The sequence below is a fragment of the Acetobacter fallax genome (genome assembly GCF_011516735.1).
Lineage (GTDB): Bacteria > Pseudomonadota > Alphaproteobacteria > Acetobacterales > Acetobacteraceae > Acetobacter > Acetobacter fallax.
In genome coordinates this window covers 1-22,616 of record NZ_WOSX01000023.1, presented here as the reverse complement: position 1 = coordinate 22,616, position 22,616 = coordinate 1, and the positions used below count along the sequence as shown (strand labels likewise).

The following is a 22,616-nucleotide window of genomic DNA, read 5'->3' as shown; positions in this document are numbered from 1 at the left end:
TCGCGTTATGTGTTGATCTGTGATTTTTCAAAGGGTTAGCAGAAGATTGGGCTCTGCCCGAACCGGGGAGGGGCTACGGCCCCCTTTACCCGGTCTGCTGATCAGTAAGCCGGTTTCCAAAGGTCTGAGAAAGAGACAATACATAACGCGAACAGAGCCGCGGAAACGCGGGGCAGATCGCCATCTTCGGAACTTTTCTGGCAGGTTCTTATGGTTTCTGACGTGCTGGCACCGGGACGTTGCAGAGGGTGACGCCGTGGGCCGGACGGACGAAGAACGGGTCGGTGCGGCTGGCGCGGGCGTTGAGGTAGGCTGAGAATGTCGGGCTGTCGGTGCGCATCACCTGAAGATGCGGCTGTTGTGCGGCCGGCAGGTCGGTGGCGAGGGACACACTTCGGATCGGGACAGTCTCAGCTTTGCTGGCATAAAATCCCATATCGGCGGTCCCGCGCGGTAATGCGCCGAGATGGTCCATGCCTGTCAGAACACGTCCCACCACGGCGAGATTGCGATCGAGCTGGCGCGGCGCTTCGCTGTTGACCGCATAAAGTTCCTGCCCGTCACCAGTATCGGGCGGCATGTCGCGCCCGACGCCGACCATGCCATAGCAGTGAGCGAGCCAGACACGGTTTCCATCTGTTCCGACCGGCCATCCGGCGGCGAAGCCGGCCGATGGCGCATAGGAATCAGAAAAGCCGAGAGGACGAATGGGGATTCCCTGACGAGGGCGATCATATTCCGCTGGTGGGTGAGGGATGAAGCCTCCGGGTGGTTTTGCTTTTTCGTCGCGGGCTGCCCATTGCACGACGTAATTGTCCTGTACGCGGGTAATTGCGCCGCCATCCCACCAGTGCGCATGCGCCAGATGCACGATATTGCCGGTATGCACCGGAGCGAATTGTGGTGCGAGTTCGATCACGATCTGTGCGCCGCTGGCCAGCGTCATGACCAGGAGCTGGTCCGCCGGAACATCGGCCCAGGCTGTGGCTGGCGCATGTGCCACGATTTCCGGGGGGGCTGGGTGTCGCGGCGATCGCTACAGAGGGCAGCAGCAGGGCGAGGATCGGCAGAACGTGTCGCATGGTGGCGATCATGCCTGTAACGAAACGAGTAAGGCAAGCGGGAGTGCGGGGCGGCGGTCGCTCAATGTATTGCGGCCTGCCAGCGTCTTCTGACATCGCCTGATGAGCCATAAAGATTTCTCTGTTCTGTCTGAGATGATCTGGCAGTCAGTGGGATGGGCGATGGTGTGTCCGGCGTTTTTGCGGGCGGGAAGAGCTGGCGCTATGTCGTCTGACGGTTTTGGGGAAGACCCAGGGCCCTGCTGAGTCTGATTCTGACTTCTTCCTTGTTCAGATGGGATTTTACGTAACTGAGACCAGCTTGTGAGACTATTTCGGCTTTTGTCTGATGACGGTAGAGGTCGGCTGTGAGGGTGGCGAGGGCTTCCGCGCTGCTGGCGACGCAGGCTGAGAGTTCGGGCGGGAGGGTGAGTCCTTCGACGGCCATGGGGGTTGTGACGCAGGGGATGCCTGCGGCCCAGCTTTCGAGCACTTTGCTTTTGATGCCGGCTCCGAAGCGCAGCGGGGCGATCGTCAGGCGAACGGTTCTCAGCAGGGCGGTGAGATCTGAGACGTGGCCGAGGACGCGGATGCCGGGCTGGTTGTTCATACGGACGATGACGTCTGGCATGGCGCTGCCGATGAGGAGGAGTTCGGCCTCGGGGATTTCTTTGCGGATGCGTGGGAAAATATCTTCAGCGAGCCATTTCGCGGCGTCGGGATTGGGGGCGTGTCCGTAATGGGCGATGAAGGCGATGCCGTGTCTGTCCGGGAACGGGAGCGGGGCCGGTTTTTCCGCGATATGCCAGGGGACGACGTGGATACTGGCGGTCGGGACGGCGCGGGCGAGGAGGGTGGCCTCGACGGGAGAGTGGGTGATGACGGCGTGTGAGGACCAGGCGGCCATGTGTTCGCGGACGCGTTCCTGGCCGGCGAGGGTTTTCAGTTCGGGGCGACCTTCGATGGTGGCCTGACGTTCGATCCGCAGGTGGGCGAGATCGGCGACGCTGGAGATCAGGCGGGCACCGGGCATGTATTGCCGGGCGAGGGCGAGGTAGCGCGAGGCATTGGACAGGCGGTGAAAATAGATCGCGTCGAATGAGCCGGACTGCGCGCGGAGGAGCATCTCGACGCCCGGATAGGTCGGGGCACGAAAGCAGGTGACGCCGAGTTTTTCGAGTTCGCGTGCCGGGGCGTCACCGGGATCGGTGACTGAGGCGATGAAGCTGACGTTATGCCCGAGGGCCTGGGCGGCCTGCATGTGCGAGAGCAGGGCGCCGGAGCCGGCATCCCGGGTGGGGTCCGGCGCGCGGTCGTCAATGAACAGGATGCGCGAGGGTGTTGCGGCACTGGCAGCGCCGCCGGGGCGACGGGCGTTGCGATGCTGTTCCGTGGCGAGAGATCGTGCGTCGTCGCGGCCCTGGGTCTGGCGGAGGCGGTCCAGTTCTGAGGAGAGGAACCGGAGAGCCTGTTCCCGATGGGCGGTGGAAGCGAGACCGCCGAGGGTCTGTCTGACGTGCTGCCGGAATGTTTCGTTGAAGCGCCGGGTGGCGGCGAAATGGAAAGGCGATCCGGGCAGGCTTTCGCCGGTTTCGGCGCAGGTGATGGTGACCATGTGGTCCGCGTCGGCGGAAAGCGGGGGCGACAGGGGGATATCGAATCCGTAGCGGCCATCACCGAGACCGGTGTCGCGGAGATCGGTTCGCAGTCTGTTGGCCAGCACGCGCCGGATGAGCGCGCCGTCGACGGAGACGATGATGCCCAGTCTGGTGTCCGGTACGTCGTCATTCCGCAGCCAGCCGGCGATGCGGTCGCGGCCGACGATATCGACGGAGCCCTGGAGCGCGACGGGCGGGGCCGGGGGCTGGTCACCGGCTCTGCGGAGGGGGATGTGGCCGGGCAGAACGATGAGATCGAAGGCGGCCGGGGATGTCGCGGGCGCGGTGGTGTCGGGAATCAGGAATTCGAAGGCGTGGCGTCCGTCGGCTTCGCCTGGAATGACGAGGTCCGGACGAAAGGTTTCAGCCGGGCCGCGTGCGACTTCTTCGCCATGCCAGAGCACGGCGACTGTTGCGGGAGTTTTGGGAGAGGAGGCATGTCTTGCCCATCCGGCCAGACGCCAGCCTTGTCCGGGGACGTGCGAGATCAGGTCGATGAAACCGGTTACGGCTCCGGGAAGAGCCGGGGGCCGGGAAAGGTGTTCTGCGGGCATGGGGGGAAGATCGCAGACAATGCTGAATGTAGTACCAACGCGGGATGGTGGATGTGGTTTCGTCCCGCAGGCCGGTTTGCTGGTGGGGACGCGGCGTGCGGGACGGAATGGCGGCTTTCAGGCTGCGACGGATTTGTGGTCCGGCTGTCTGGCATGCGGGAGAATCGTGTCGCTTTCCTGATCCGCGACGGTGAGGCGTGCCAGGGGGACGGGCTGCGTCACTGTCAGGCTGAATCCGGATTTGCCACTGAACCGGCCGTTTTCGGTCAGATCGGCGCGGAACCGGTTTGCGATGACCCGTCCGATTTCTTCGTCTCCGCACCGGATGATGAGCTGGCGGGGTTCGTCGGGCAGTGCGTCGCACCGTGCCCAGCCTTCGATGGCGTGCGGGCTGACGACATCGATGAATCCGGTGATGCGGTAGCGTTCCGCGAGGGTCTGCCCCAGGCTGCCGAGGCGAGTGCGGAGGGCTTCCAGGGCAGGTCCGTCTTCGATACGGGGCAGGCAGAACAGGCCGGAGGATTCGGTGCTGGCGGCTGGCATTGCGTCGGGATAGAGGGCATCGAATTCGGCGGCGTTGTGGAACATGCCCCGGCTTCCGTCATCGACGAAGGTTTCCGAAGGGGTGCCTTCAGCCAGAACGAGGTCGTGGCTGTCGAGTTCGATGTGGATGTAATCGACGCGGCCGGTTTCGCGTCTCTGCACGATGGAGGTTCCGTTCAGCAGGAGCCTTGCCGGAACGAGGCGGTTGTCGAGTGCCATGGCGTGCAGCGGGGAGACGACGAGCGTGCGGCGCGGGAGATCGTTGCCGAGGGCGCCCGGGCGGATCATGACGGGCATGATGTCGGGGTTGCCGCGTGCGAACCGGCCATCGTAGCTGCGGCGGCCGATCCATCGGACCGGGCGGGCGTTGCCTGATGCGGTGAGAACGAGGTCGCCGATGGACAGATCCTGCACCGGGCGGTCGCCGTTGGGGCTGGCGATGAGAGTTCCGGGGCAGTAGCAGGGCACGCCGTAGGTGATTTCGGTTCCGCCGCCGGGGGCCGCCTGGAAGTAGAAATCGGAGCCGAAAGTGCCGGCGAGGTGCAGGGTGACGGTTTCGCTGCCTTCGGTGACGGTCAGGGCGCCGTCCGGGCCGATGGTGCCGGCATCGGTTGTTCCGCTGGCGCCGGCGAAGGTCAGATCTGAGATGACGATCTGGTTGATGGTGTTTTCTGTCGTCGTTTCCAGAGTGTTCCAGGGGTAGAGGCGTGCGGTGCCGCCAATCGCGTCGAAGCCGTTGATGGTGAGGCTGGCGATTTGCGCGGCTGTGACGTTCAGGACGGAGCCGGTCGTTCCGGCTGAGCTGGTGCTGGAAGGTGCGGTCAGCGGCGCGAAGGTCAGGGTTCCGGAATAACCGGCGCCGCTTTCGAGAAGCAGCGTGCCGCCGTCGATGACCGTTGCCGAGGCTGTGCCGCCGGACTGCACGTCCATGATGCCGCCGACATTGATCGTTGTGTGGATGGCGGTGCCACCGGCTGAGATGATTTCGTGCGCCTGTCCGTCGGACCATTGCACACTCATGTGATACAGCCAGGGCGTGTGGGCTCCGGTCAGGGTGGTGTCGATAACGGTGGCGCCGTTTTCGACATACTGGAAGGCGTCTTCGTAGACCGGGTTATTGTAGGGAGATTGTTCTGCTGACCCGAGGGTAACGAGTGTGGCGCTTGCGATGCCGCCGCTTGCGACGATCTGGACGCCGGGACTCCAGGCCGGATTGTAGAGGGAGCCTTCGCAATCTCCGCGGACGGTGGTGCCGGTTGCGGTTCCTCCGAGAATTTGCTGCGTGGCGCCATCGAGTGTTGTGCCGCTCGCGAGTCCGCCGGACAGAACGGTTGTGCTGCCGCCGGCTGAGACCGTGGTCTGAATGGTTGTGCCGCCTGAGCGGATGGTTTCCGTGGCGGCGCTGGCTATGGTGGTCTGGATTCCGGTTCCTTCGACGTAGAGTCGGCCGCCGGAATCGACTTCTGTGCCGATCGCTGTGCTGCCGGTCGGGATGACGGCGCCTTCGCCGGACGTGACGATGGCCGTGGCGGCACCGGAGCTGATCACGACATTGGCGTAGCCTGAGGCGGCGCCGCTGAGGGTGAGGATTGCGGCGTTTCCGTCTGGCTGTTCGGTCAGTGTGAGGCCGGCAGCGCTGTAATCGAGGCCGCTGCCGAGGCTGATGGTTTCGATGAGTGTGCCGCCCGATTCTATACGGAGCTGCGACCCGTTGACGAGGTCGGCGGATGTGCCGGAGGTGAGACCGGACAGAACGATCTGGTCGCCGGACCCGAAACCGGAGATGGCGAGGGTGGAGGGCAGTGAACCGCCGAGAATCAGTGTTTCGGCGCCGGATGCGGTGAAACTGAAGTCGATCCCTGACGCGTCCTGGCCGTCGGCGATGGCGACTGTGCCGCCGGCCATGCTGAGGGTGCCGGAGAAGGCGGCGAGGGCGCCTGAGGCGAAGCGGAGCGTGTCGTTCGCGCCGGTCTGTTCGACGAGGCCGTTGCCGCTGATCTGTCCCTGAATGGTAGTCTGATCATCGAAAATCAGTGTGCCGTTGTTCAGGACCGAGGCGCCGGCTTCAATCTGGTCGTCGAGGACAATACCGCCGGATGAGATGATTTGCTGGCCGCCGGACGCGATGGCGACGTGGCTGGCCGAGGCGGTGGACAGGACGGTCTGGGTGCCGCCGTTGTCGACGGTTCCGCTGGCGACGCTGACGCCGAAGCAGATGGTCTGCGATCCGCCGCTGATGATGTCAAACTGTGTTTCCACCGGGCCTCCGGACGTCGGGCCGGCGAGGATGAGTTCGGATGCGGAGGCACCGCTGATGACGGTGCCTGTGGCGGTGCCGCCATTGAGCTGCAATGTGCCGCCGGGGCCGACGAGGAGGCTGGCGGCGCTGGTGGCGGCTCCGAGGGTGAGTGTGGCGCCGGATATGGCGGAAAGAGGGATGGTGGCGGAGGTGATGGTTGCCGTGGCGCCGCTTTCGAGTTCGAGGGTGCCAATCTGCGCTGCGGAGATTGTTACGGCGCCGCCTGAGCCGGCGGTGATGGTTCCGGCCTGGGCGCCGGACGAGAAGATGAGTGTTCCGCCGGAGAGGACGCTGGCTTCTGTGATGATGCCGCCGGATAGGGCGGAGACGATGCCCGCGTTGATTGTGACGCTGTTTTCTATGCCGCCGTTCGCGATGATTTCCGTGGCTCTTCCGGCTGTGGTGCCGCGGAGGACTGTGCCGCTGGCGGTTCCGCTGACGATCAGTTTGCCGCCGCCGACGATGGTTGCATCTGTCAGGGTGGTGCCTGCGGTGACGGTTGCTGTCTGTCCGCTCACGATATAGCCGCCGGAGCTGATTGCGCCGGAACTGGCTGTTGTGGTGGCGTCAGATGAAGCGCTCGTCATTACGATGTGTTTCCGTTGCGGTTTTTCCGGTGGTGCCGGAGGGCGCGTGTGGTCAGGAAGCGCGCTGGTCTGATTCGCGCTGGTATAAGGGGCTGGCCTTGCGTGGAGCTTCTCATCTTTTGTGGAAAGTGTGTCGTTAAAAGGTCGGAAATATTCATTAAAAGACTGTTGTGATTTTGTGAATCCGGCGTTTTTTTGTCTGGCGGGGTGTGGATTGGTGCTTTGATCATCGTCAGCGGGGTATCGAAGTGTGGTGTGAGCCGCCGCGGTTGCTTGACACGGAAAAGCCGTATCGTTAGCAAGCCGATGCACCCGATCCTGAGGTGCGAATATGGACGAGGACAGGACATCCTTTGACGAACGCCTCCGTGCCGCGCAGAGCCGCGCAGCCGGAAAGCAGCCTGAAGAGCAGCAGCCTGACAGCGAGGATAAATCCCTCGTGGCGATGGCGGCGCGAGCGGGCAGTGAAATGCTGGGCGGTCTCGTTGTCGGAGTTCTGGTCGGGTGGGGTCTGGACCGATGGTTCCATTACCGCGCTCTTTTTCTTGTGCTGTTCGCGATGGCGGGTGGCTGTGCGGGTATCCTGAATGTCTGGCGGCTGGTAAAGCCACCGGACATGGGTGATAAAAAATCCTGAGAGATTATCTCAGGCCGGGGAGAGTAAGGCGTTGGCGAGCGGTTCAAGTATCGACGTGCTCGGGCAGTTCGAGCTGCATCCGGTGCTCGGTGGTCTGGGAGAGGCGCTGCGTCTCAGTCAGTCTCCTGTCTATATGGTTATCGCCTGCGCTCTGGTGCTTGCGTTTCTGTTCTACGGGATGAAGCCGGCTTCGGTTGTTCCGGGGCGGCTGCAGGCTGCGGCCGAGATCTGTTACGAATTCGTGCGAAATCTGGCTGTCGACACGATCGGTCCGGAAGGAACATCGTTCTTTCCGTTCATTTTCGCGCTGTTCTTCTTTATTCTGGCCGGTAATTATCTGGGTCTGATCCCGCATTCCTTCACCTTCACAAGTCATATTGCGGTGACATTCGCTCTGGCGATCATGGTTTTCGTGATTTCCATAGTTGTGTCGCTGAAGGTGCAGGGTTTCAAATTCTTCGCGCATTTCATGCCTGCCGGCGCACCCCTCGCGCTTGCGCCGTTGCTGGTGCCGATTGAAATTCTTTCGTTTCTGTCACGTCCTGTCAGTCTGTCGATCCGACTGTTCGCCAACATGGTGGCCGGGCATGTGATGTTCGATATCTTCGCGAGCTTCGTCATCATGCTGGCCGGCCTTGGCTTTGTGGGTGATGTGCTGGCGGTGGGTCCGATTGCGATCAACATTGCGCTGATCGGGCTTGAATTGCTGGTTGGTGTTTTGCAGGCCTATGTGTTTGCAATTCTCACCTGCATCTATCTGCGAGAGGCCGTCGCTCACTGAGGCGGCCCTCCTGTCGGTCAATCTGTTTTGTCAACCAGGGAAGTAAACAACAATGGACATCGCTGCAGCCCGTGAAATCGGTGCCGGTATCGCCGTGATTGCTCTTGCCGGTGTCGGCATCGGGCTTGGCAACATCTTCTCAACGCTTGTCAGCAGCATTGCTCGCAACCCTGCGGCTCGCCCGCATGTGTTCGGCCTTGGCATGCTTGGCTTCGCGCTGACAGAAGCTGTTGCTCTTTTTGCTCTGCTGATCGCCTTCCTTATCCTGTTCGTCTGAGGATGGAGGACGTCTCGTGCGCTTATCGGTTTCTTTGAATCGTCATTCCCTGCTGGCAGGGATTTCGGGCCTGCCGCTCCTCGTGGCGGCGGCGCCTGGCGCGCGCGCGGCGGGCATGCCCCAGCTGGATTTCAAAAATCCTCTTGTGACTGGTCAGGTCATCTGGGGCGGCATTATCTTCCTGTTTTTCTATCTGGCGCTTCGTAACTGGGCATTGCCCAGGGTCGAGACGGTTCTGAAGAACCGTAACGAGCGAATCACCGGAGATCTTGATCAGGCCCATTCAGCGAAAGTCGAAGCCGATAAAGCTGTTCGGGAACTGAAAGAGACGAGAAAAACAGCTGCTGCCGAATCTCAGGCTCATCTGGACGCCGTCCTTGAGCAGGAGAAAGTTTCCGCCGCGCAGCGTCTGGCTGAGATCAACGCGAAGCTTGAAGCTGAGATTGCCTCGGCGGAAGCCGGTGTTGCTGCGGAGCGTAAGCGTGCCATGGAGTCGCTTCGTCCGATTGCAAGCGATGTGGCAGAAACGCTGGTTCAGCGGCTGACGGGCAAAGCGCCGGATCGTGCGTCTGTCGAGGCGGCGGTGGCGAGAGTTGCTGTTCAGCCTGCTTAGTAATCTGACTCGACGAGCATAGCCGTGACGAGGGGATAACGTCGGTGTCTAATCTTTTTCTTGAACCGGTTTTCTGGTTCGCCGTCTCATTCGTTCTGTTTTTTGTCATCTTCGGACCTAAAATCTGGAAGCCTCTTTCAGGGCTTCTGGATGCGCGGGCTGATCAGATCCGGCTTGAGCTGGATGAATCCGCACGTCTTCGGCGTGAGGCTGAGCAGATGCTCGAGGATGCCACGCGTGAGCGTGAGCAGGCTTATGCTGAGGCGAATGCTCTGATCGAGCAGACGCGGAAACAGGCGGAAGAGCTTGCCAACAAAGCGCGTCTTGATGCGGAAGACATGCTTCGCCGTCGGGAGCAAATGGCACGGGACCGGATTGCTGCAGCTGAGCGTGCGGCTATTGAAGAGGTTCGGGCTGCGGCTGTTGATGCCGCGTTCGAGGGGGCCCGGCTTGTGATACAGCAGTCTCTTCCGGCTCAGTCATCGACGGATCTGGTGGACAGCGCGATTGCCGGGCTGCCGGCGGCTCTTTCCTCGCGCGCTGCCTGAGCGCCGGGGCCGCGTTGACGGAGCAGAGTAAAACGACCGGTGCGATCCTGGATAAGGGCGCGCCGGTTTTGAGTATTGTTGTCGCTGTGCTTAACGAGCAGGAGAATATTTCCTCCGTTTGCAGCGAAATTGCGGGTGTTCTCTCCACTTTACCGGCTGTCGAGGTCGTGTTTGTGGATGATGGGAGCAGTGATGGGACGGTGGCAGCGCTGATTGAAGCGCGCCGGATTCCGGGCCTTGAGACTCTGCGTATTCTTTCTCATGATCATTGTTGTGGAAAATCCGGTGCGATGCGCACTGGCGTTCGTCATGCACGGGGGACGTGGATTGCGACCATTGATGGTGATGGTCAGGACGATCCGGCGGAAATAGCGGCTCTTCTGGCGATGGCGATGGCGGCTGCCGAAAAGGGCAGAGCACCGCTTGTTGTCGGGACGCGACCGAAGCGCAGCGACACGGTATGGCGGAAGCTGGCGACCCGTTTTGCGAACGGTCTGCGTCAGAGGCTGCTGAATGATGGCTGTCCTGATACCGGCGCGCCGATGAAGGTGTTTCGCAGGAGTGATTTCCTCGATCTGCCTTATTTTGAGGGGCTTCACCGGTTCTTGCCGGCCATGATGCAGTCTTATGGAATACCGCTTCTCTGTAAGCCGGTTCACCATCGCTCACGGCTGCACGGGCAGTCGAAATATACGAATTTTGGGCGTGCGGTTGTTGGTGTACGCGATCTGCCTGGCGTGATGTGGTTGCGAAACCGGACGAGACTGCCGTCGTCAGTCAGAGAATGCTGAGGCGGAAAGGCACGAAACTTCTTATGGGACGATCTCTGGCCACGCGAACTGGTCTGCTGGCGTTCTGTATTTTCTTTCTTCTGCTGCCCGGTCGCGCCAGTATTCCGCCGTTCGATCGTGACGAGCCGCGCTACATGCAGGCGACGGCTCAGATGCTGGACAGCGGCAATTTCATTGATGTCCGCTTTCAGGACAAGCCGCGCTACCTCCAGCCTGCCGGGATTTACTGGCTTGAGGCTGCGGCGGTGTCTCTTTCCGGAACACTGAAAGAGCGGGAAGTCTGGGCTTACCGTGTTCCGTCTCTGCTTGCGATGACGGCATCTGTTGTGCTGACGGCTCGCATGGGGGCTCTGCTGTTCAATCCGGCGGCGGGACTGATGGCGGCGACGCTTCTCGGGACGTCGGTGCTTGTGACCGCCGAAGGGAGAATGGCGACGATCGACAGCATGCTGCTGCTCATCGTCGTTCTGGTCCAGACTGTTCTTCTGCGGGTATTACGGGATCGGGCCGCCGGGCGGTCCACGCCGGTGTGGACGGCGGTTTTGTTCTGGGGTGCACTTGGCTGTGGCCTTATGCTCAAAGGGCCGGTCATTCTTATTCCCGGACTTGGGACACCGCTGGCTTTTGCGTTTGCCGAGCGGGATCGTTCATGGCTGAAGCGGCTGCGTCCAGCCTGGGGATGGCTGGTAATGCTGGCGGTTGTTCTGCCCTGGTGCGTTGCTATCGGGATCGTGAGTCACGGCGAGTTCTTCCAGCGGGCTGTCGGGCGGAATTTTCTTGGCAAGATCGGACATGGTCAGGAGGCGCATGGTGCGTTTCCCGGCTATCATCTTGCGGTCTTTGCGATTGCGTTCTGGCCGGGTTCGTTCTTTGCGGCGGCGGCGCTGCCTGTGATCTGGTCGTGGCGGGCCTCGTGGAAGGTGCGGTTTCTGCTTTGCTGGATCATCCCGCTCTGGGTGGTGTTTGAACTGATTGCGACGAAGCTCCCGCATTACGTGCTGCCTGCCTATCCGGCGATTGCCATTCTGACGGGTGCGGCTTTGCAGGCGTCCGGGGATGTATGGAAGGCCTGGCCGCGTTCATTGTGGGGGCGTTTTTTTCTCGGGTTTTACGGGTTTGTCTGGGCTGCCGCGGGTATTGCCCTGTCGGTGGCGGGCATTGGCCTGAGTGAGGCGCTCGAAGGGCGGATTCCGGTTTCGGCATGGCTTGCGGCTGGTGGTAGTCTGCCGCTGCTTGCTCTGACGTTGAGAGAGACATTCCGGTCGCGTCTCTGGCGGGCGGCGATGTGTTCGGCTGGCGCGGCGGTTGTCATCTATATGGGACTGTTTCTCGGGGTTATTCCGCATCTTCAGTCAATCTGGCTGGCACCGCGCGTGGTGGAGCTTGTGGACCAGTATCGTCCCTGTCCCGATACGGAAGTTGTTTCGAGTTCTTTTTCCGAGCCGAGCCTTGTGTTTCTGATGCATGGCCAGGTTGAGCTTCGTAATGTGCGGGAGGGAGCTGCGATGCTGCGTCGTAATCCCTCCTGTGGTCTTGTTGTCGTTGACCGCCGCGACCTTGGCGCATTCCAGGATGAACTGGCCCGCAGAGACATCCGCTCGCTGGAATATGGCCGGGTCTCCGGCTTTAACTATTCAACGGGGAAATGGCTGGATCTTGGCCTTTATGGTGCGCCTTCACCCTGATGGCGCGCCGGGCGATCTGTCCATCTGCTGACATCATTGAAAATGGCCGGGGCATGTTTGTATAGCCGGGCAGTCGCCGACGGATTCTGATCGGTGCGCGGCGCATGACCAGAGCGCGATAACGGGCGTCGAGGGTATCCCATGCGGCGTTGGGCGTGCTGGCACTGACCGGCAGGTAGTCCGGCCGGCCGACGAGGAGTGAAATGGCGACACGTTCGGTCAGCGTGGTCATTTGCCACAGAACATTCGGGCTCAGATTTCCCGTGACAATCAGGCGTGCCGCTTCTGTAACCCGCATGGTCTGTTTCCCTCTTGCGTCTCTGTTTCGGCGCCAGGTGGATCGGCGTCTTTCTGAGGGGCATGATCGTCGGCGTGGATTACTGAATAATTAAAAGCGCCTTCAAAAACTGAATAATTTACTGGATGCGCATATTTCACGAGGGTTTGCATCATTCCCGGCGACAGGTGCAGCCTCTCCCCGTCATTGACTTAAAAGGGATCAGGATCAAAGGGGCCGTGCCCCTTTGTGGGTCTCAGGGACAAGCCCCGGGGCGGGCTTTCTCCAGAGGTTGTGAAGACTGACCTGTCGATGAGAGTATCCGGGCTCTGTCCGGGCCCGGCAGGGACCGCAGGCCCCTGTACCCCGGTTTGCTGATCATAAAACGGTTTGCAAAGGCGAGCCTTTGCCGGGTTCCAGGGCAGAGCCCTGCCAGTCCTGCACCTGCCAGTCCCACTCCCGCACCGGCCAGTCTTACACAGGACAATGGCCATGACCGTTCTGTGCATCACGTGCGTGTCCGGGAGCAGGGAGCTGATCGGCGTTACAGCGGGTTCGTTTTCGCAAACAGGCTGACAAAGCAGGAGTATGTCTGTTTCCTGTATGTGCGGGATAACGGGCACGGGTCATGGAAATATTTTGACGGGGTCTCTGACTTTGAGTTTTTATGTCAGAGACTTCTGATGCAGACTCTTATTTTGGCTGGAGTGGCTGGCCGTCCCAGGTCACAACTTTGCCCGGACCGCAGACTGCGCCCTTTGTTCCACCGAAACCGTAAAGTGTCGCCGGAGTTTTGATATTATTATAAGGCAGGCTTGTTTCCACGTAGCAGGGTTGCTGCGGTTTTTTCGGGTCCCATCCGTCGACTGTGATGGTTGATCCGGAGCTCATGTAGATCGATCCGGCGGGAACGCCGACGAGTGCGCCGAGTACGATTTCTGCTTTTCCTGTATCGCGATTTTCGATGTGTCCGGTGAATGAGGTTGGACCGCGCAGGATCATCTGTCGTGCGTTGAAATCGAAGCTGGTGCCCTGGAAATCAAATTCCCAGCATGATTCTTCGTCGATCCCGGCGACGACATTGTTGTAGATCGTGCCGCCGGCAAAGGTGGAGCGCTCACCTGAGTTGTGTGGGTTCGGCAAGGTGTAGATGCCGGTGTTTCCGTTGCCGATCAGCACGTTGAACATATCCACACCCCAGACATTGTTGCCAAGCGTGATGCCGTGGTTGAAGCCCTGGATGGACACGCTCATGAGGGTTATGGTCGCGTTGATGACGAATGTATTATTGTCGTTGTAATTCATCGTGATGCCGTCGATGGATTTATTACCCTTCAGGGTAATGCTTTCGAGGCGGTGTATGGCGGCGTTGTCGAGATGGGGGAATCCGTCCTGCGAAACATAAAGGCAGGTTCCGGATGTCATGCGGCATTCAAATATGGCGTTGCGGATCGTGGCCAGTTCCGGGTTGATTTTCAATGTTTTGTTAAGAGTTTTCGTGGCGCCCTGGAGGTCTATGACGCAACTGCGCTTGCCAGCATAGCAGGCGTCGAGCATGGCCTGCACGGAGGCGCTGTCATCGGCTTTCGCAGCGGTTGCGGCCGCGGTGAGGGCCAGAATGGAAAGACAGACTGTGTACTTCATTGGATGTTTGCTCCCGTGACGGTTTACGCGGACAACTTTTTTCTGAAGACTGTGTCTTTCCGCGCCTGTGTTCTTATTCATCCCTGTTGTGTGCACGATGTCCGGGGAGAACTGCAATGACTGTCATCTGTCGGAGTCTGTTTCAGAAATTTCTCTGCTGAGCGGGAGATGTGCTGCCTGGGTGTGTTTCCGGTCGTGACAGCGGAGAGGTGATGCTGGTTGCGCGTCCCGGAATCCGGGAAATCCGCGTGATGGATGGTCGGGAGGCTTATGAGGCAGACTCCGGGACGTGTCGTGCTCCCGTGTGGAGTTGTGGTTCGGAATTGGAAAGGAGTCTTCATGGTCGGCGCAACATAAATCTGCACTGACCATCGTCCTGCGGGGTAGCGTGCTGTGCCGGGGCTGTTGCGGCCTGTTTCTGACGGGGACGTTCCGGGGGCCGGTGGTGTTTTCTGTGCGGAGACGGCGGATGCGGCGGCGTGCGTGGCGCGGGGCTTTTTTGCGGGTGTTTTTTCGTGAGTGCCGGGGTCAGAATTTAATCTGGAACATCGACATGATGGCGTGAAACCGCTCCGGGGATTTACCACCGGTGATGTGACCGTGCTGGTACTGGAGGGTGAGGCGGATGATGTCGAAAGGGTACCAGTTGAGACCGGCGGTCCAGATTTTCTGGTTGCCGCCTGAATAGACGGGGGCACGCAGATCGGTCTGAGAGTAGCGGGCGGCGGCTTCGATGACGCCTGTGCCGTTGCACATGACGGTCTGGTTTGCAGCGCAGGTGGGATCTGAGAAGGCGCCGGCACGGGCTTTCCATTTTCGGGGACGACCTGCGATTGTGTATGCGGCCATGCCGTACCAGCCGTAATAATGGAGCGTGTTCGTTGTTGCGGGTGGGCGTGTGTTGACTGTGATGGTGTAGGCTTCCCCCTGAACGAGGAGGCGGCGCCACTGACCGGCGGCTTCAAGCCCGAAGGCACCGGCGCTTCGTGCCGGGATGGCGCTGGTGTTGAGGAAGTGGCTGGTTTCGCCGTTATTGCCTTCCGGTGTGTCTGAAAAAGAGACGCTGCGGCCGTTGGGGCCATCATAGGCGGGACGGAAGACCCATTCGCCGGAGAAGCCCAGATGGAGAAGGGCGTTGCCTGTTTTGAGCGGAAGACCGGCGAAGCGGAAGGCGATGCCTCTCTGGTTGCCGTCATGTTCAGGCCCGGAGGTGCCGGCGGTGGCCGAAACGGCGATATGGTAGCGATCACCAAAGGTTTCAGCTTCCACGGCTTCGCGCTCGATGCCGGCGGCGAGGTTTCGTGTGACGGTTGAGATGGCGGACCGTTCGATGAAAACGGTATCGCCCTGGGCCTCGTCTGATTCCAGGCCGAAGCTGGGTTTGAAAACACCGACGCGGAACAGGAAATGTTTCAGACCTGTATAGGCGATGGCGCCTTCAAACAGTCGCATGGGTCCGCCGGGGGCCGGACCGAAATCCCAGATGCCGCCGATTTCGATCTGATCACGGATGGTGACGCGGGCACCGTTTCTGATGCGGGCGCCGCTGGCGTCTGTGCCGGGACGGGTGGGGCTGGCTGAGGGATAACCGCCGATATCGAGCTGGTCGGTGGCGTAGGGTTTTATGGTGATCCCGCCGAACGTGAAGCTGGGGATAGTGCCCGCCTGGACGGAGGTGGTGTGGAGGATGGCGGTCGTGATGATGGTGCGGAGGATCTGGCTTGATCTGCGTGTGCATGTGGGCAACGGAGCGGGTTTCTGATGGGGTTCTGTGGCGTCATCAGGAGTTTTCCGGAGGGTTGTTTTCATCGCAGACGGTAACTGATCCGATGGTGTTTCGCGCAGCACTCCTGTCGCTGGCCAGTAGTGTTTATGGCTGAGGATCGCGTTCGTGGCGACTCAGTATCCGGGTTTGACGTTACCGGGCCAGGCGGGGCTTTTGCCTGGGAAGGGGCTTGTGACGCTCGCTGAAGGCAGATTTGCGGTCGTTTCCGGCATACTGGCCGGTGATCCGGAAAGACACGGAACTGTCATGTCGGTCTGAGGGTGAGGAGTGCCGTTTTGCTCAGCTGTTTTCCGGTTCATCAGGGCTGAGGAAGCAGAGGGCGATCAGCAGCGGGACCGGGAGCAGGAAAAACCCCGAGGTGGCGTGCCGCATGGGAACGGAGAGGAACGCGCCTGCGATGCAGCTTGTCCAGCCGAGGCCGGGGAGGGCGGCTGCGAGGGAGAAGGCGGGTTTTCCGGCTTTTAGTTTCCAGAGAAACGCGGCGATATTATCGGCAAATTTTATGATGTTATTGGTGACCACGATCGTCTGAACGGAGATGCCGGAGAAGCGGGAGAGGACTTCTCCCTGCATGGCCATGGCGACGGTGAGAAGCAGGATTTCGGTTTTCGAGCCGGAATTTGCGGGATGCAACCAGTGCAGGATCTGGGCGAGCACGAGAAGGGCGGCGATCCAGAGCCATTCGTGACGATAGGCGCGCAGGGACCGGCGAAGGATGCTGGCGGCGAGGGCGCCGAGGAAGAAGAGGCCGAGGACTGTGCCGATTGTTGCGATCCTGGGCCATTCTCCTTCGGCGAGGGAAACGCCGAAACTCGTGGAGTTTCCGGTCATGGCGGCGGAGAAGATGCCGTGGAGTTCGACGTAACCCACTGCATCGACATAACCGGCGATAAGGCCCAGCGCGATGACGCGCAGGGCCGAGTGCGATATGGGGCTCATCAGACGATGAGGGGCTTGTCCTGACGGAGTTTCGACAGGGTTTCGTCATCCAGGTTGAGGTGTTCTCTGACCATCTGGCGGGGGGAGAGGCCGAGCCACTGGTTGGCTGAGAAGTCCGCGAATTTGTCGCTTTTGAAGGCTTCCAGGAAGACCATGGGTTCGTCGCCGATATTTTCCAGGTAGTGACCCATGCCGAGCGGGACGTATCCGACGTCACCGGCGCAGTAATCGAAGGTGCGGGCTTTGCCGCCTGAGGCGAAGACGGTCATGCGGGCGCGGCCACGGACGAAATACTGCCATTCGTCATTGTTGGGGTGCCAGTGGAGTTCGCGCATCCGGCCGGGTTCGACGACGTTGATGGCGGCGGCGATGGTGGAGGCCGCGGGAAAGTTGCGGGAGTCGACGACGCGAACGGTGCCCCCGGCGGCTTTGGCGGGTTCCTGTTGCAGGAAGCGGTGGGTGTAGCGGATCGGGGACGGGCCCTGCGGGCACTTTATTGCGTCTTCCTTACAGATGGTGGGTTCGGTGCCGCTGAAGATCCAGCGGGTTTTTTCGACTTCGGTGGGAAGGTTGGCGAAGGCGGATTCCGGGACGCCGAAATTCTTCGCGAGGATGTGGCGCGGGGTGTGAGCGAACCAGTCGCTGATGAGGAAGGTCTCGTTTTCGGAGAAGTTCGCGTCATCGAAGACGAGGAGGAATTCGCAGCCTTCGGTGCCGAGGCCCTGGATGGAATGAGGGATTCCGGCGGGAAAGTTCCAGATGTCGCCGGCTTCGACGTCGTCCACGAAGGGGCGTCCTTCGGTGTCGAGGGCAGTCACGCGGGCTTTGCCTGCGATCATGAAGCCCCATTCGGCTTCTTTGTGGTAGTGCAGTTCGCGGTATCCCCCGGCTTTCAGGCGCATATTGACGCCGGCCAGGGTTGTTGCGGCGGGGAGTTCGCGGATGGTGATTTCGCGCGCCCAGCCGCCGGTGCCGAGGCGGTTACGGGCATCGGCGTAGGAGAATTTCAGGTTGGGAATGGTTCCGGCGTCGGTATCCGGGGAAGCGAGGAGGTCGGGGACTTCGCGTTCCCGGGCCAGGTTGCGGGGGCCGAGGATCGGGGCGCCGCGATCGCCGCGGATGGGTTCGGGGGCTTCGGGCTTTGACGCAAGCCAGGGGAGATCGGTCATGGGGCGGGCCTTTGATGTGACTGGAACTGTGTCAAACTATGTCTCGTTGGCGGTGCGTTCCATTGATCCTTGTCAAGAACAGGGGTTTTTCTGATTCTCATCACCGGATCGTGATAAGGCGCCGGAGCGGTGAACCGTGGGGAAGCAGAGGCGTTACCGGCGTGGTGTTGTGCTCCGGTTTTCCGCGAGTTTCCGGTATGGGGCCGCCATGCGGTGCTTTCTATTGACAAAGCTGTTGTACGCATGTCTTTCATCCCGCCTCATGGCCCGCGCGAAGAGTTCGGGGCATGGTTTTTTAATTGAGGTCTGTCTTCGTGGCTGATGTCGCGGAGAGTTCGGGCAGGTCGTTTCGCCAGGGTGCGGGGCGCAGGAATTGCCAGGGTTTTTCTCTGGCAGGGAATAGTTTTTTAAATGGCTTCAGCCACACAGACAGCAACTGACCACTTCGCCGGCGAAGATTTCGCGGCGCTTCTCGATGAAACACTCGGGAAGGACAGTGGCTTTGAAGGGTCGGTCGTTAAGGGACGTGTCGTTCGCCTCACCGATGATTATGCAATCGTTGATGTTGGTTTGAAGAGCGAAGGGCGCGTTTCACTTCGTGAGTTTGGTCCGCCGGGCGTGACGCCTGAGGTCAAGCCGGGTGATACCGTTGAGCTTTACATCGAGCGCTACGAGGATCGTGACGGTTCGATCGTTCTGTCGCGTGAGAAGGCGCGTCGTGAAGAGGCCTGGACGAACCTGGAGAAGGCCTTCGAGGCAAACCAGCGCGTCAACGGCACGATCTATGGTCGTGTGAAGGGTGGCTTCACCGTTGATCTCGGCGGCGCCATGGCGTTCCTTCCGGGCAGCCAGGTCGATATTCGGCCGGTTCGCGATGTGACGCCTCTGATGGGCATTCCGCAGCCTTTCCAGATCCTGAAGATGGATCGCGCACGCGGCAACATCGTTGTATCGCGTCGTGCGGTTCTTGAAGAGACGCGCGCCGAGCAGCGCAGCGAGCTGATTCAGGGTCTGAAAGAGGGCATGATCCTCGACGGCGTGGTCAAGAACATCACCGATTACGGCGCGTTCGTGGATCTCGGCGGCGTCGATGGCCTGCTGCATGTGACGGATATTGCGTGGAAGCGCATCAACCATCCTTCCGAGGCTCTGCAGATCGGCCAGCCGGTTCGCGTGCAGGTCATCCGCTTCAACCCGGAGACGCAGCGCATTTCTCTCGGCATGAAGCAGCTTGAGGCTGATCCGTGGGAGAACGTGGCGCTTAAGTATCCGCCGGGCGCACGCTTCACGGGTCGTGTCACGAACATCACCGATTACGGTGCGTTCGTTGAGCTTGAGCCGGGTGTTGAAGGTCTGGTGCATGTTTCCGAGATGTCCTGGACGAAAAAGAACGTCCATCCGGGCAAGATCGTCGCCACTTCGCAGGAAGTCGACGTCATGGTTCTGGATGTGGACAGCGGCAAGCGTCGTATCTCGCTTGGTCTGAAGCAGGTTCAGCGCAATCCGTGGGAGCAGTTCGCCGAAGAGCATAAGGTTGGCTCGATCGTCGAAGGCGAGATCCGCAACATCACCGAGTTCGGTCTGTTTGTTGGTCTGTCCGCGGATATCGATGGCATGGTTCACATGTCCGACCTGTCCTGGGATGAGGCCGGCGAAGAAGCCATGAAGAGCTACGAAAAGGGCCAGGTCGTTAAGGCCAAGGTTCTGGACGTTGATGTTGAGAAAGAGCGTATCTCTCTCGGTATCAAGCAGCTTCAGGAAGATCCGGCGGCTGACGTTCTGTCGCATGTTCAGAAGGGCGCGATTGTTACCTGCGTGGTGACCGGCGTTCAGACGAACGGCGTTGAAGTGAAGGTTGACGATGTTCTGACCGGCTTCATCCGTCGTGCTGAGCTGGCTCGTGACAAGGCTGAGCAGCGTCCTGAGCGTTTCGCCATCGGTGAAAAGATTGACGCGAAGATCGTGTCGGTTGACCGTGCGGCCCGTAAGCTTGCGCTGACCGTTCGCGGTCGTGAGGCTGATGAGGACAAGCAGGCGATCAATGAGTATGGATCGTCTGACAGCGGTGCGTCCCTGGGTGATATTCTCGGGGCTGCCATCCGGCGCCGCAACTCTGACGCCTGATTAAATTTCTGGCAGTTCAGAACTGAGAAAATGGCATCTCTTCATGAGATGCCATTTTTTTTGAGTGTCATGAGAACGTTCCGGAGTGGGGCCTTTTTTCCCTGTCACGTTTGCGGTAGTGTCCGTTAACAGAGACGAAATCGGGTCGGTGTAATTCAGTAAGGAAGGCGAGGACGGCGACGTCTGCGTAATTCATGGCGATCATATACAACACGAACTACACGCATAATCCGAACTATTACCTGACGCTGGCTTTTGAGCGTTCGGCAAAAACAGTTCTGGGTGACGATAATGTTGTTGTTGCCGATAACATGACGCTTGCCGGTCTGGCGGCGTCCGGCGAGCATGATGTTCTGATCTGTATTGATGGCCAGCAGATCAATATGGAGCTTATGCGCCGTGTCCGTCCGGCTTTCAAAACGATGATTTTCTGGGCATTTGAAGATCCCTTTATGGTGACTTTCAATGTCGATAATATCGGGCTTTTTGATTACGTCTTTACGAACGATCCGTCCTGCGTCGATTTCTATCTGGGCAAGGGGCATTATCTGCCGCTGGCCGCGAGTTTGTCTTTCCACGAACGGAAGGTGAAGTCTGCCGCCGATCTGGATTATGACATTTTCTTTGCCGGAACGATGTGGCCGAACCGGGTTCATACGCTTCGTCGTGTGATCACGGCTTTCCCTGATGCGCGGGTCAAGCTGATCTGCCCAGGGAACGAATATCTGCCGCCGCTTCCGGCGGATATTGCCGATCTGGCGATCCAGCGTCCGATCAGCCATGAAGCATTCATTGATTTTGCGAATGCCAGTGCCGTCACGCTGACCATGTTCCGTGACTATGCCAGTCATGGTGATGTTGGGCAGGCGACCGCTCCCGGTCCGCGTTTTTATGAGCTTGCGCTTGCGGGTACGGCGCAGGTTGTCGAGGCGGGTGAGCAACTCAACGAGGACTACATCAGGGAAGTGGCTGGTGTGGGTCTGGCGCGGACTGTTGAGGGGGTTGTCGAACACATTGATGCGCTTCTGTCCAACAGGACGATGCGCCGTAAATCCGCGACCGCGGCTCAGAAAGCCGTGCTTGAATCGCATCTTTACGAGCATCGCCTGCGGCGGATGATGGATGTGACGGGCGCGGATTTCAGCCGGCACCGGAATGTTCCGGTCGCCGTGCCGGCGCGGCGCGGGCGGCTTCGGGTGCTGATGTGCACGCACTCCACCATTCATGAGCAGGCGTGGGGTGGTGTTGAGGTTTATCAGCAGACGATTTCATCGATACTGCTGCGGGATGTGGAGTTCTTCTACTGGCTGCATCGCGACGGCATGTGCCGTCTGACGGATGCGAGCGGGCGGGAGATTGAGAGTTTCGACGTTCCCGATACCGGCTGGCTGGACACGATGTGTGATGGCGTGGAGGAGATGGCATTCTCCAGCGCGCTGAGTCAGTATAATTTCGACATCGTTCATTTTCAGCATCTTGGACATCACTGTCTTTCGCTTCCGATTATTGCGAAAGCCAATGGTGCTGGCGTTGTCTTTTCGGCACATGACTTCTTTTTGGTGTCATCGCGCTATAATCTGCTGAACCATGAGCTTCGCTATTGCGAGGAAGATGTGAAATGGGTGCTTGCGGCGGATATTTCGCTCAGGCGGTCGGACAATGTTGAGTTTGGCGGTGAACAGACGCGTCGGGCTTTTGTTGCGAAGATGCTGGATTCTGTGGATGCGATCCTGTTCGGAACCGAGCATTCACGGAATCTGACGCATACGGTCTATCCACATCTGGATCAGAAGGAGAGTCTGATCCTCGGGATTCCTTCTCCTGAAACGCCGGCGCCGGTTGAGAAAAAGCCTTACGCGCCTCTGAACGGGCGTCGTCTGTCGATTGCGATCATCGGGAACTTTCTGCGCACAAAGGGCGCGGATGCGGTTCTGAGCGTGATTGAGATGGCGCATCCGGATCTCTTTGAGTTCCATATTTTTGGTTATGTGCATCCTGAATATGAGGGTGTGCTGAACAATATGGGTCGGAAGAACGTTATTACTTATGGCCGTTATTCGGCTGGTGATATTGATGCGCTGAAGATTGCGGATGTTGCGCTCAATCTGTCGATCTGGCCTGAGACGTATTGTATTTCGCTGTCTGAGGCCTGGGCGAACGGACTTATTCCGATTGTGACCGATGTCGGGGCGCTGGGTGATCGTGTCGTTAATGACGTGAATGGCTACAAAGTGCCGATCGGCAGCCCGGCTGATGTTCTGCAGCGGCTGGAGCTGATCCGGTGCAGCGAGGGCACGCGCGAGCGGCTGATGTCGAATATCTCGCCGGCGCTGTGGACCAATGCGCGTGACTATGGCGTTGCTCTTCTCGATGTTTACAGAAAAGCCGCGCCGCGCCGGACGATGGGCAGCAGCAACGTTCAGTTCGATGTTGGCCAGGTTCATCTGCTGCCGCATGCGTCATGGAAGCATCAGGCGCCGCCGCGGCATATTTTCGATCCGCCGACACAGCGCGATATTGCGGTTGAGCTGCCTGAGAGCCTGAATCAGAAAGCGGTTTGATTGATTTTTCGCAGAACTCTGCGGATATGGGCAATCATCAACCATGCGCAGGATGACGAGATTGTTGTCTCGACATCCTTCG

Annotated in this window: 16 protein-coding genes and 2 pseudogenes; 9 read left to right on the top strand and 9 right to left on the bottom strand. The window is 59.8% G+C overall.

Annotated features, from left to right (window positions below):
- Window positions 1-208: 208 nt before the first annotated feature.
- The 3 genes from GOB85_RS11750 to GOB85_RS11740 all read right to left on the bottom strand — a co-directional run bounded on the left by GOB85_RS11750 (window position 209) and on the right by GOB85_RS11740 (window position 6,702).
- Window positions 209-1,003: a peptidylprolyl isomerase gene (locus GOB85_RS11750; RefSeq protein ID WP_338421720.1), complete on the bottom strand. Its 795-nt coding sequence runs from the start codon at window positions 1,001-1,003 to the stop codon at window positions 209-211.
- Window positions 1,004-1,284: 281 nt separating this feature from the next.
- Complete coding sequence (locus GOB85_RS11745; RefSeq protein WP_173577725.1) at window positions 1,285-3,273, bottom strand: glycosyltransferase; 1,989 nt, start codon at window positions 3,271-3,273, stop codon at window positions 1,285-1,287.
- Between the two features lie 117 nt (window positions 3,274-3,390).
- Window positions 3,391-6,702, bottom strand: coding sequence for a Hint domain-containing protein (locus tag GOB85_RS11740; RefSeq protein WP_173577724.1), 3,312 nt, complete (start codon window positions 6,700-6,702; stop codon window positions 3,391-3,393).
- Window positions 6,703-7,033: 331 nt separating this feature from the next.
- Here GOB85_RS11740 and GOB85_RS11735 point away from each other — a divergent pair, with 331 nt between their 5' ends.
- The 7 genes from GOB85_RS11735 to GOB85_RS11705 are packed head-to-tail and all read left to right on the top strand — an operon-like array spanning window position 7,034 to window position 12,034.
- Entirely contained in the window at window positions 7,034-7,339 is a 306-nt protein-coding gene (locus GOB85_RS11735; RefSeq protein WP_173577723.1) for an AtpZ/AtpI family protein, read from the top strand.
- 31 nt (window positions 7,340-7,370) lie between these two features.
- Entirely contained in the window at window positions 7,371-8,120 is a 750-nt protein-coding gene (locus GOB85_RS11730) for a F0F1 ATP synthase subunit A (RefSeq protein WP_173577722.1), read from the top strand.
- A 52-nt stretch (window positions 8,121-8,172) separates the two neighbouring features.
- Entirely contained in the window at window positions 8,173-8,397 is a 225-nt protein-coding gene (locus GOB85_RS11725; RefSeq protein ID WP_146886574.1) for an ATP synthase subunit C family protein, read from the top strand.
- A 16-nt stretch (window positions 8,398-8,413) separates the two neighbouring features.
- Window positions 8,414-9,010, top strand: a complete 597-nt coding sequence (locus GOB85_RS11720; protein WP_338421719.1) for a F0F1 ATP synthase subunit B family protein — start codon at window positions 8,414-8,416, stop codon at window positions 9,008-9,010.
- Between the two features lie 44 nt (window positions 9,011-9,054).
- A complete protein-coding gene (locus GOB85_RS11715) occupies window positions 9,055-9,558 on the top strand; it encodes a F0F1 ATP synthase subunit B family protein (protein WP_173577721.1) in 504 nt (167 codons plus the stop codon).
- A 14-nt stretch (window positions 9,559-9,572) separates the two neighbouring features.
- Window positions 9,573-10,349: a glycosyltransferase family 2 protein gene (locus GOB85_RS11710; protein WP_173577720.1), complete on the top strand. Its 777-nt coding sequence runs from the start codon at window positions 9,573-9,575 to the stop codon at window positions 10,347-10,349.
- A gap of 23 nt (window positions 10,350-10,372) precedes the next feature.
- Window positions 10,373-12,034: an ArnT family glycosyltransferase gene (locus tag GOB85_RS11705; protein WP_408737069.1), complete on the top strand. Its 1,662-nt coding sequence runs from the start codon at window positions 10,373-10,375 to the stop codon at window positions 12,032-12,034.
- Here the strand turns inward: GOB85_RS11705 and GOB85_RS11700 are convergent.
- From GOB85_RS11700 to GOB85_RS11680, 5 genes are all read right to left on the bottom strand, one after another.
- A complete protein-coding gene (locus GOB85_RS11700) occupies window positions 11,976-12,332 on the bottom strand; it encodes a hypothetical protein (protein WP_173577719.1) in 357 nt (118 codons plus the stop codon). The genes GOB85_RS11705 and GOB85_RS11700 overlap by 59 nt on opposite strands.
- 672 nt (window positions 12,333-13,004) lie before the next feature.
- On the bottom strand, window positions 13,005-13,955 hold the full coding sequence (locus GOB85_RS11695; protein WP_173577718.1) for a hypothetical protein: 951 nt from the start codon (window positions 13,953-13,955) through the stop codon (window positions 13,005-13,007).
- 528 nt (window positions 13,956-14,483) lie between these two features.
- A complete protein-coding gene (locus tag GOB85_RS11690) occupies window positions 14,484-15,701 on the bottom strand; it encodes an OprO/OprP family phosphate-selective porin (RefSeq protein WP_242011472.1) in 1,218 nt (405 codons plus the stop codon).
- Window positions 15,702-16,020: 319 nt separating this feature from the next.
- Window positions 16,021-16,680, bottom strand: coding sequence for a YoaK family protein (locus GOB85_RS11685; protein WP_173577716.1), 660 nt, complete (start codon window positions 16,678-16,680; stop codon window positions 16,021-16,023).
- Entirely contained in the window at window positions 16,680-17,849 is a 1,170-nt protein-coding gene (locus GOB85_RS11680; RefSeq protein WP_173577715.1) for an oxalate decarboxylase family bicupin, read from the bottom strand. The genes GOB85_RS11685 and GOB85_RS11680 overlap by 1 nt, the downstream gene beginning before the upstream one ends.
- 411 nt (window positions 17,850-18,260) lie before the next feature.
- On the opposite strand from GOB85_RS11680, the gene rpsA reads away from it, so the two are divergent.
- Both rpsA and GOB85_RS11670 read left to right on the top strand, forming a co-directional pair.
- Window positions 18,261-19,973, top strand: coding sequence for a 30S ribosomal protein S1 (gene rpsA, locus GOB85_RS11675; protein WP_173577714.1), 1,713 nt, complete (start codon window positions 18,261-18,263; stop codon window positions 19,971-19,973).
- A gap of 194 nt (window positions 19,974-20,167) precedes the next feature.
- Window positions 20,168-22,507 (top strand): annotated as a pseudogene (locus GOB85_RS11670) (glycosyltransferase family protein); the annotation flags it as partial.
- Between the two features lie 11 nt (window positions 22,508-22,518).
- Here the strand turns inward: GOB85_RS11670 and GOB85_RS11665 are convergent.
- Window positions 22,519-22,616: pseudogene (locus GOB85_RS11665) on the bottom strand (IS5/IS1182 family transposase); the annotation flags it as partial.

What these genes read in the sequence shown, in the direction of transcription:
- GOB85_RS11745 (WP_173577725.1), bottom strand. Translation starts at nt 3,273, where the DNA reads ATGCCCGCAGAACACCTTTCCCGGCCCCCGGCTCTTCCCGGAGCCGTA.
- GOB85_RS11740 (WP_173577724.1), bottom strand. Translation starts at nt 6,702, where the DNA reads ATGACGAGCGCTTCATCTGACGCCACCACAACAGCCAGTTCCGGCGCA.
- GOB85_RS11735 (WP_173577723.1), top strand. Translation starts at nt 7,034, where the DNA reads ATGGACGAGGACAGGACATCCTTTGACGAACGCCTCCGTGCCGCGCAG.
- GOB85_RS11725 (WP_146886574.1), top strand. Translation starts at nt 8,173, where the DNA reads ATGGACATCGCTGCAGCCCGTGAAATCGGTGCCGGTATCGCCGTGATT.
- GOB85_RS11705 (WP_408737069.1), top strand. Translation starts at nt 10,373, where the DNA reads ATGGGACGATCTCTGGCCACGCGAACTGGTCTGCTGGCGTTCTGTATT.
- GOB85_RS11700 (WP_173577719.1), bottom strand. Translation starts at nt 12,332, where the DNA reads ATGCGGGTTACAGAAGCGGCACGCCTGATTGTCACGGGAAATCTGAGC.
- GOB85_RS11695 (WP_173577718.1), bottom strand. Translation starts at nt 13,955, where the DNA reads ATGAAGTACACAGTCTGTCTTTCCATTCTGGCCCTCACCGCGGCCGCA.
- GOB85_RS11685 (WP_173577716.1), bottom strand. Translation starts at nt 16,680, where the DNA reads ATGAGCCCCATATCGCACTCGGCCCTGCGCGTCATCGCGCTGGGCCTT.
- GOB85_RS11680 (WP_173577715.1), bottom strand. Translation starts at nt 17,849, where the DNA reads ATGACCGATCTCCCCTGGCTTGCGTCAAAGCCCGAAGCCCCCGAACCC.
- rpsA (WP_173577714.1), top strand. Translation starts at nt 18,261, where the DNA reads ATGGCTTCAGCCACACAGACAGCAACTGACCACTTCGCCGGCGAAGAT.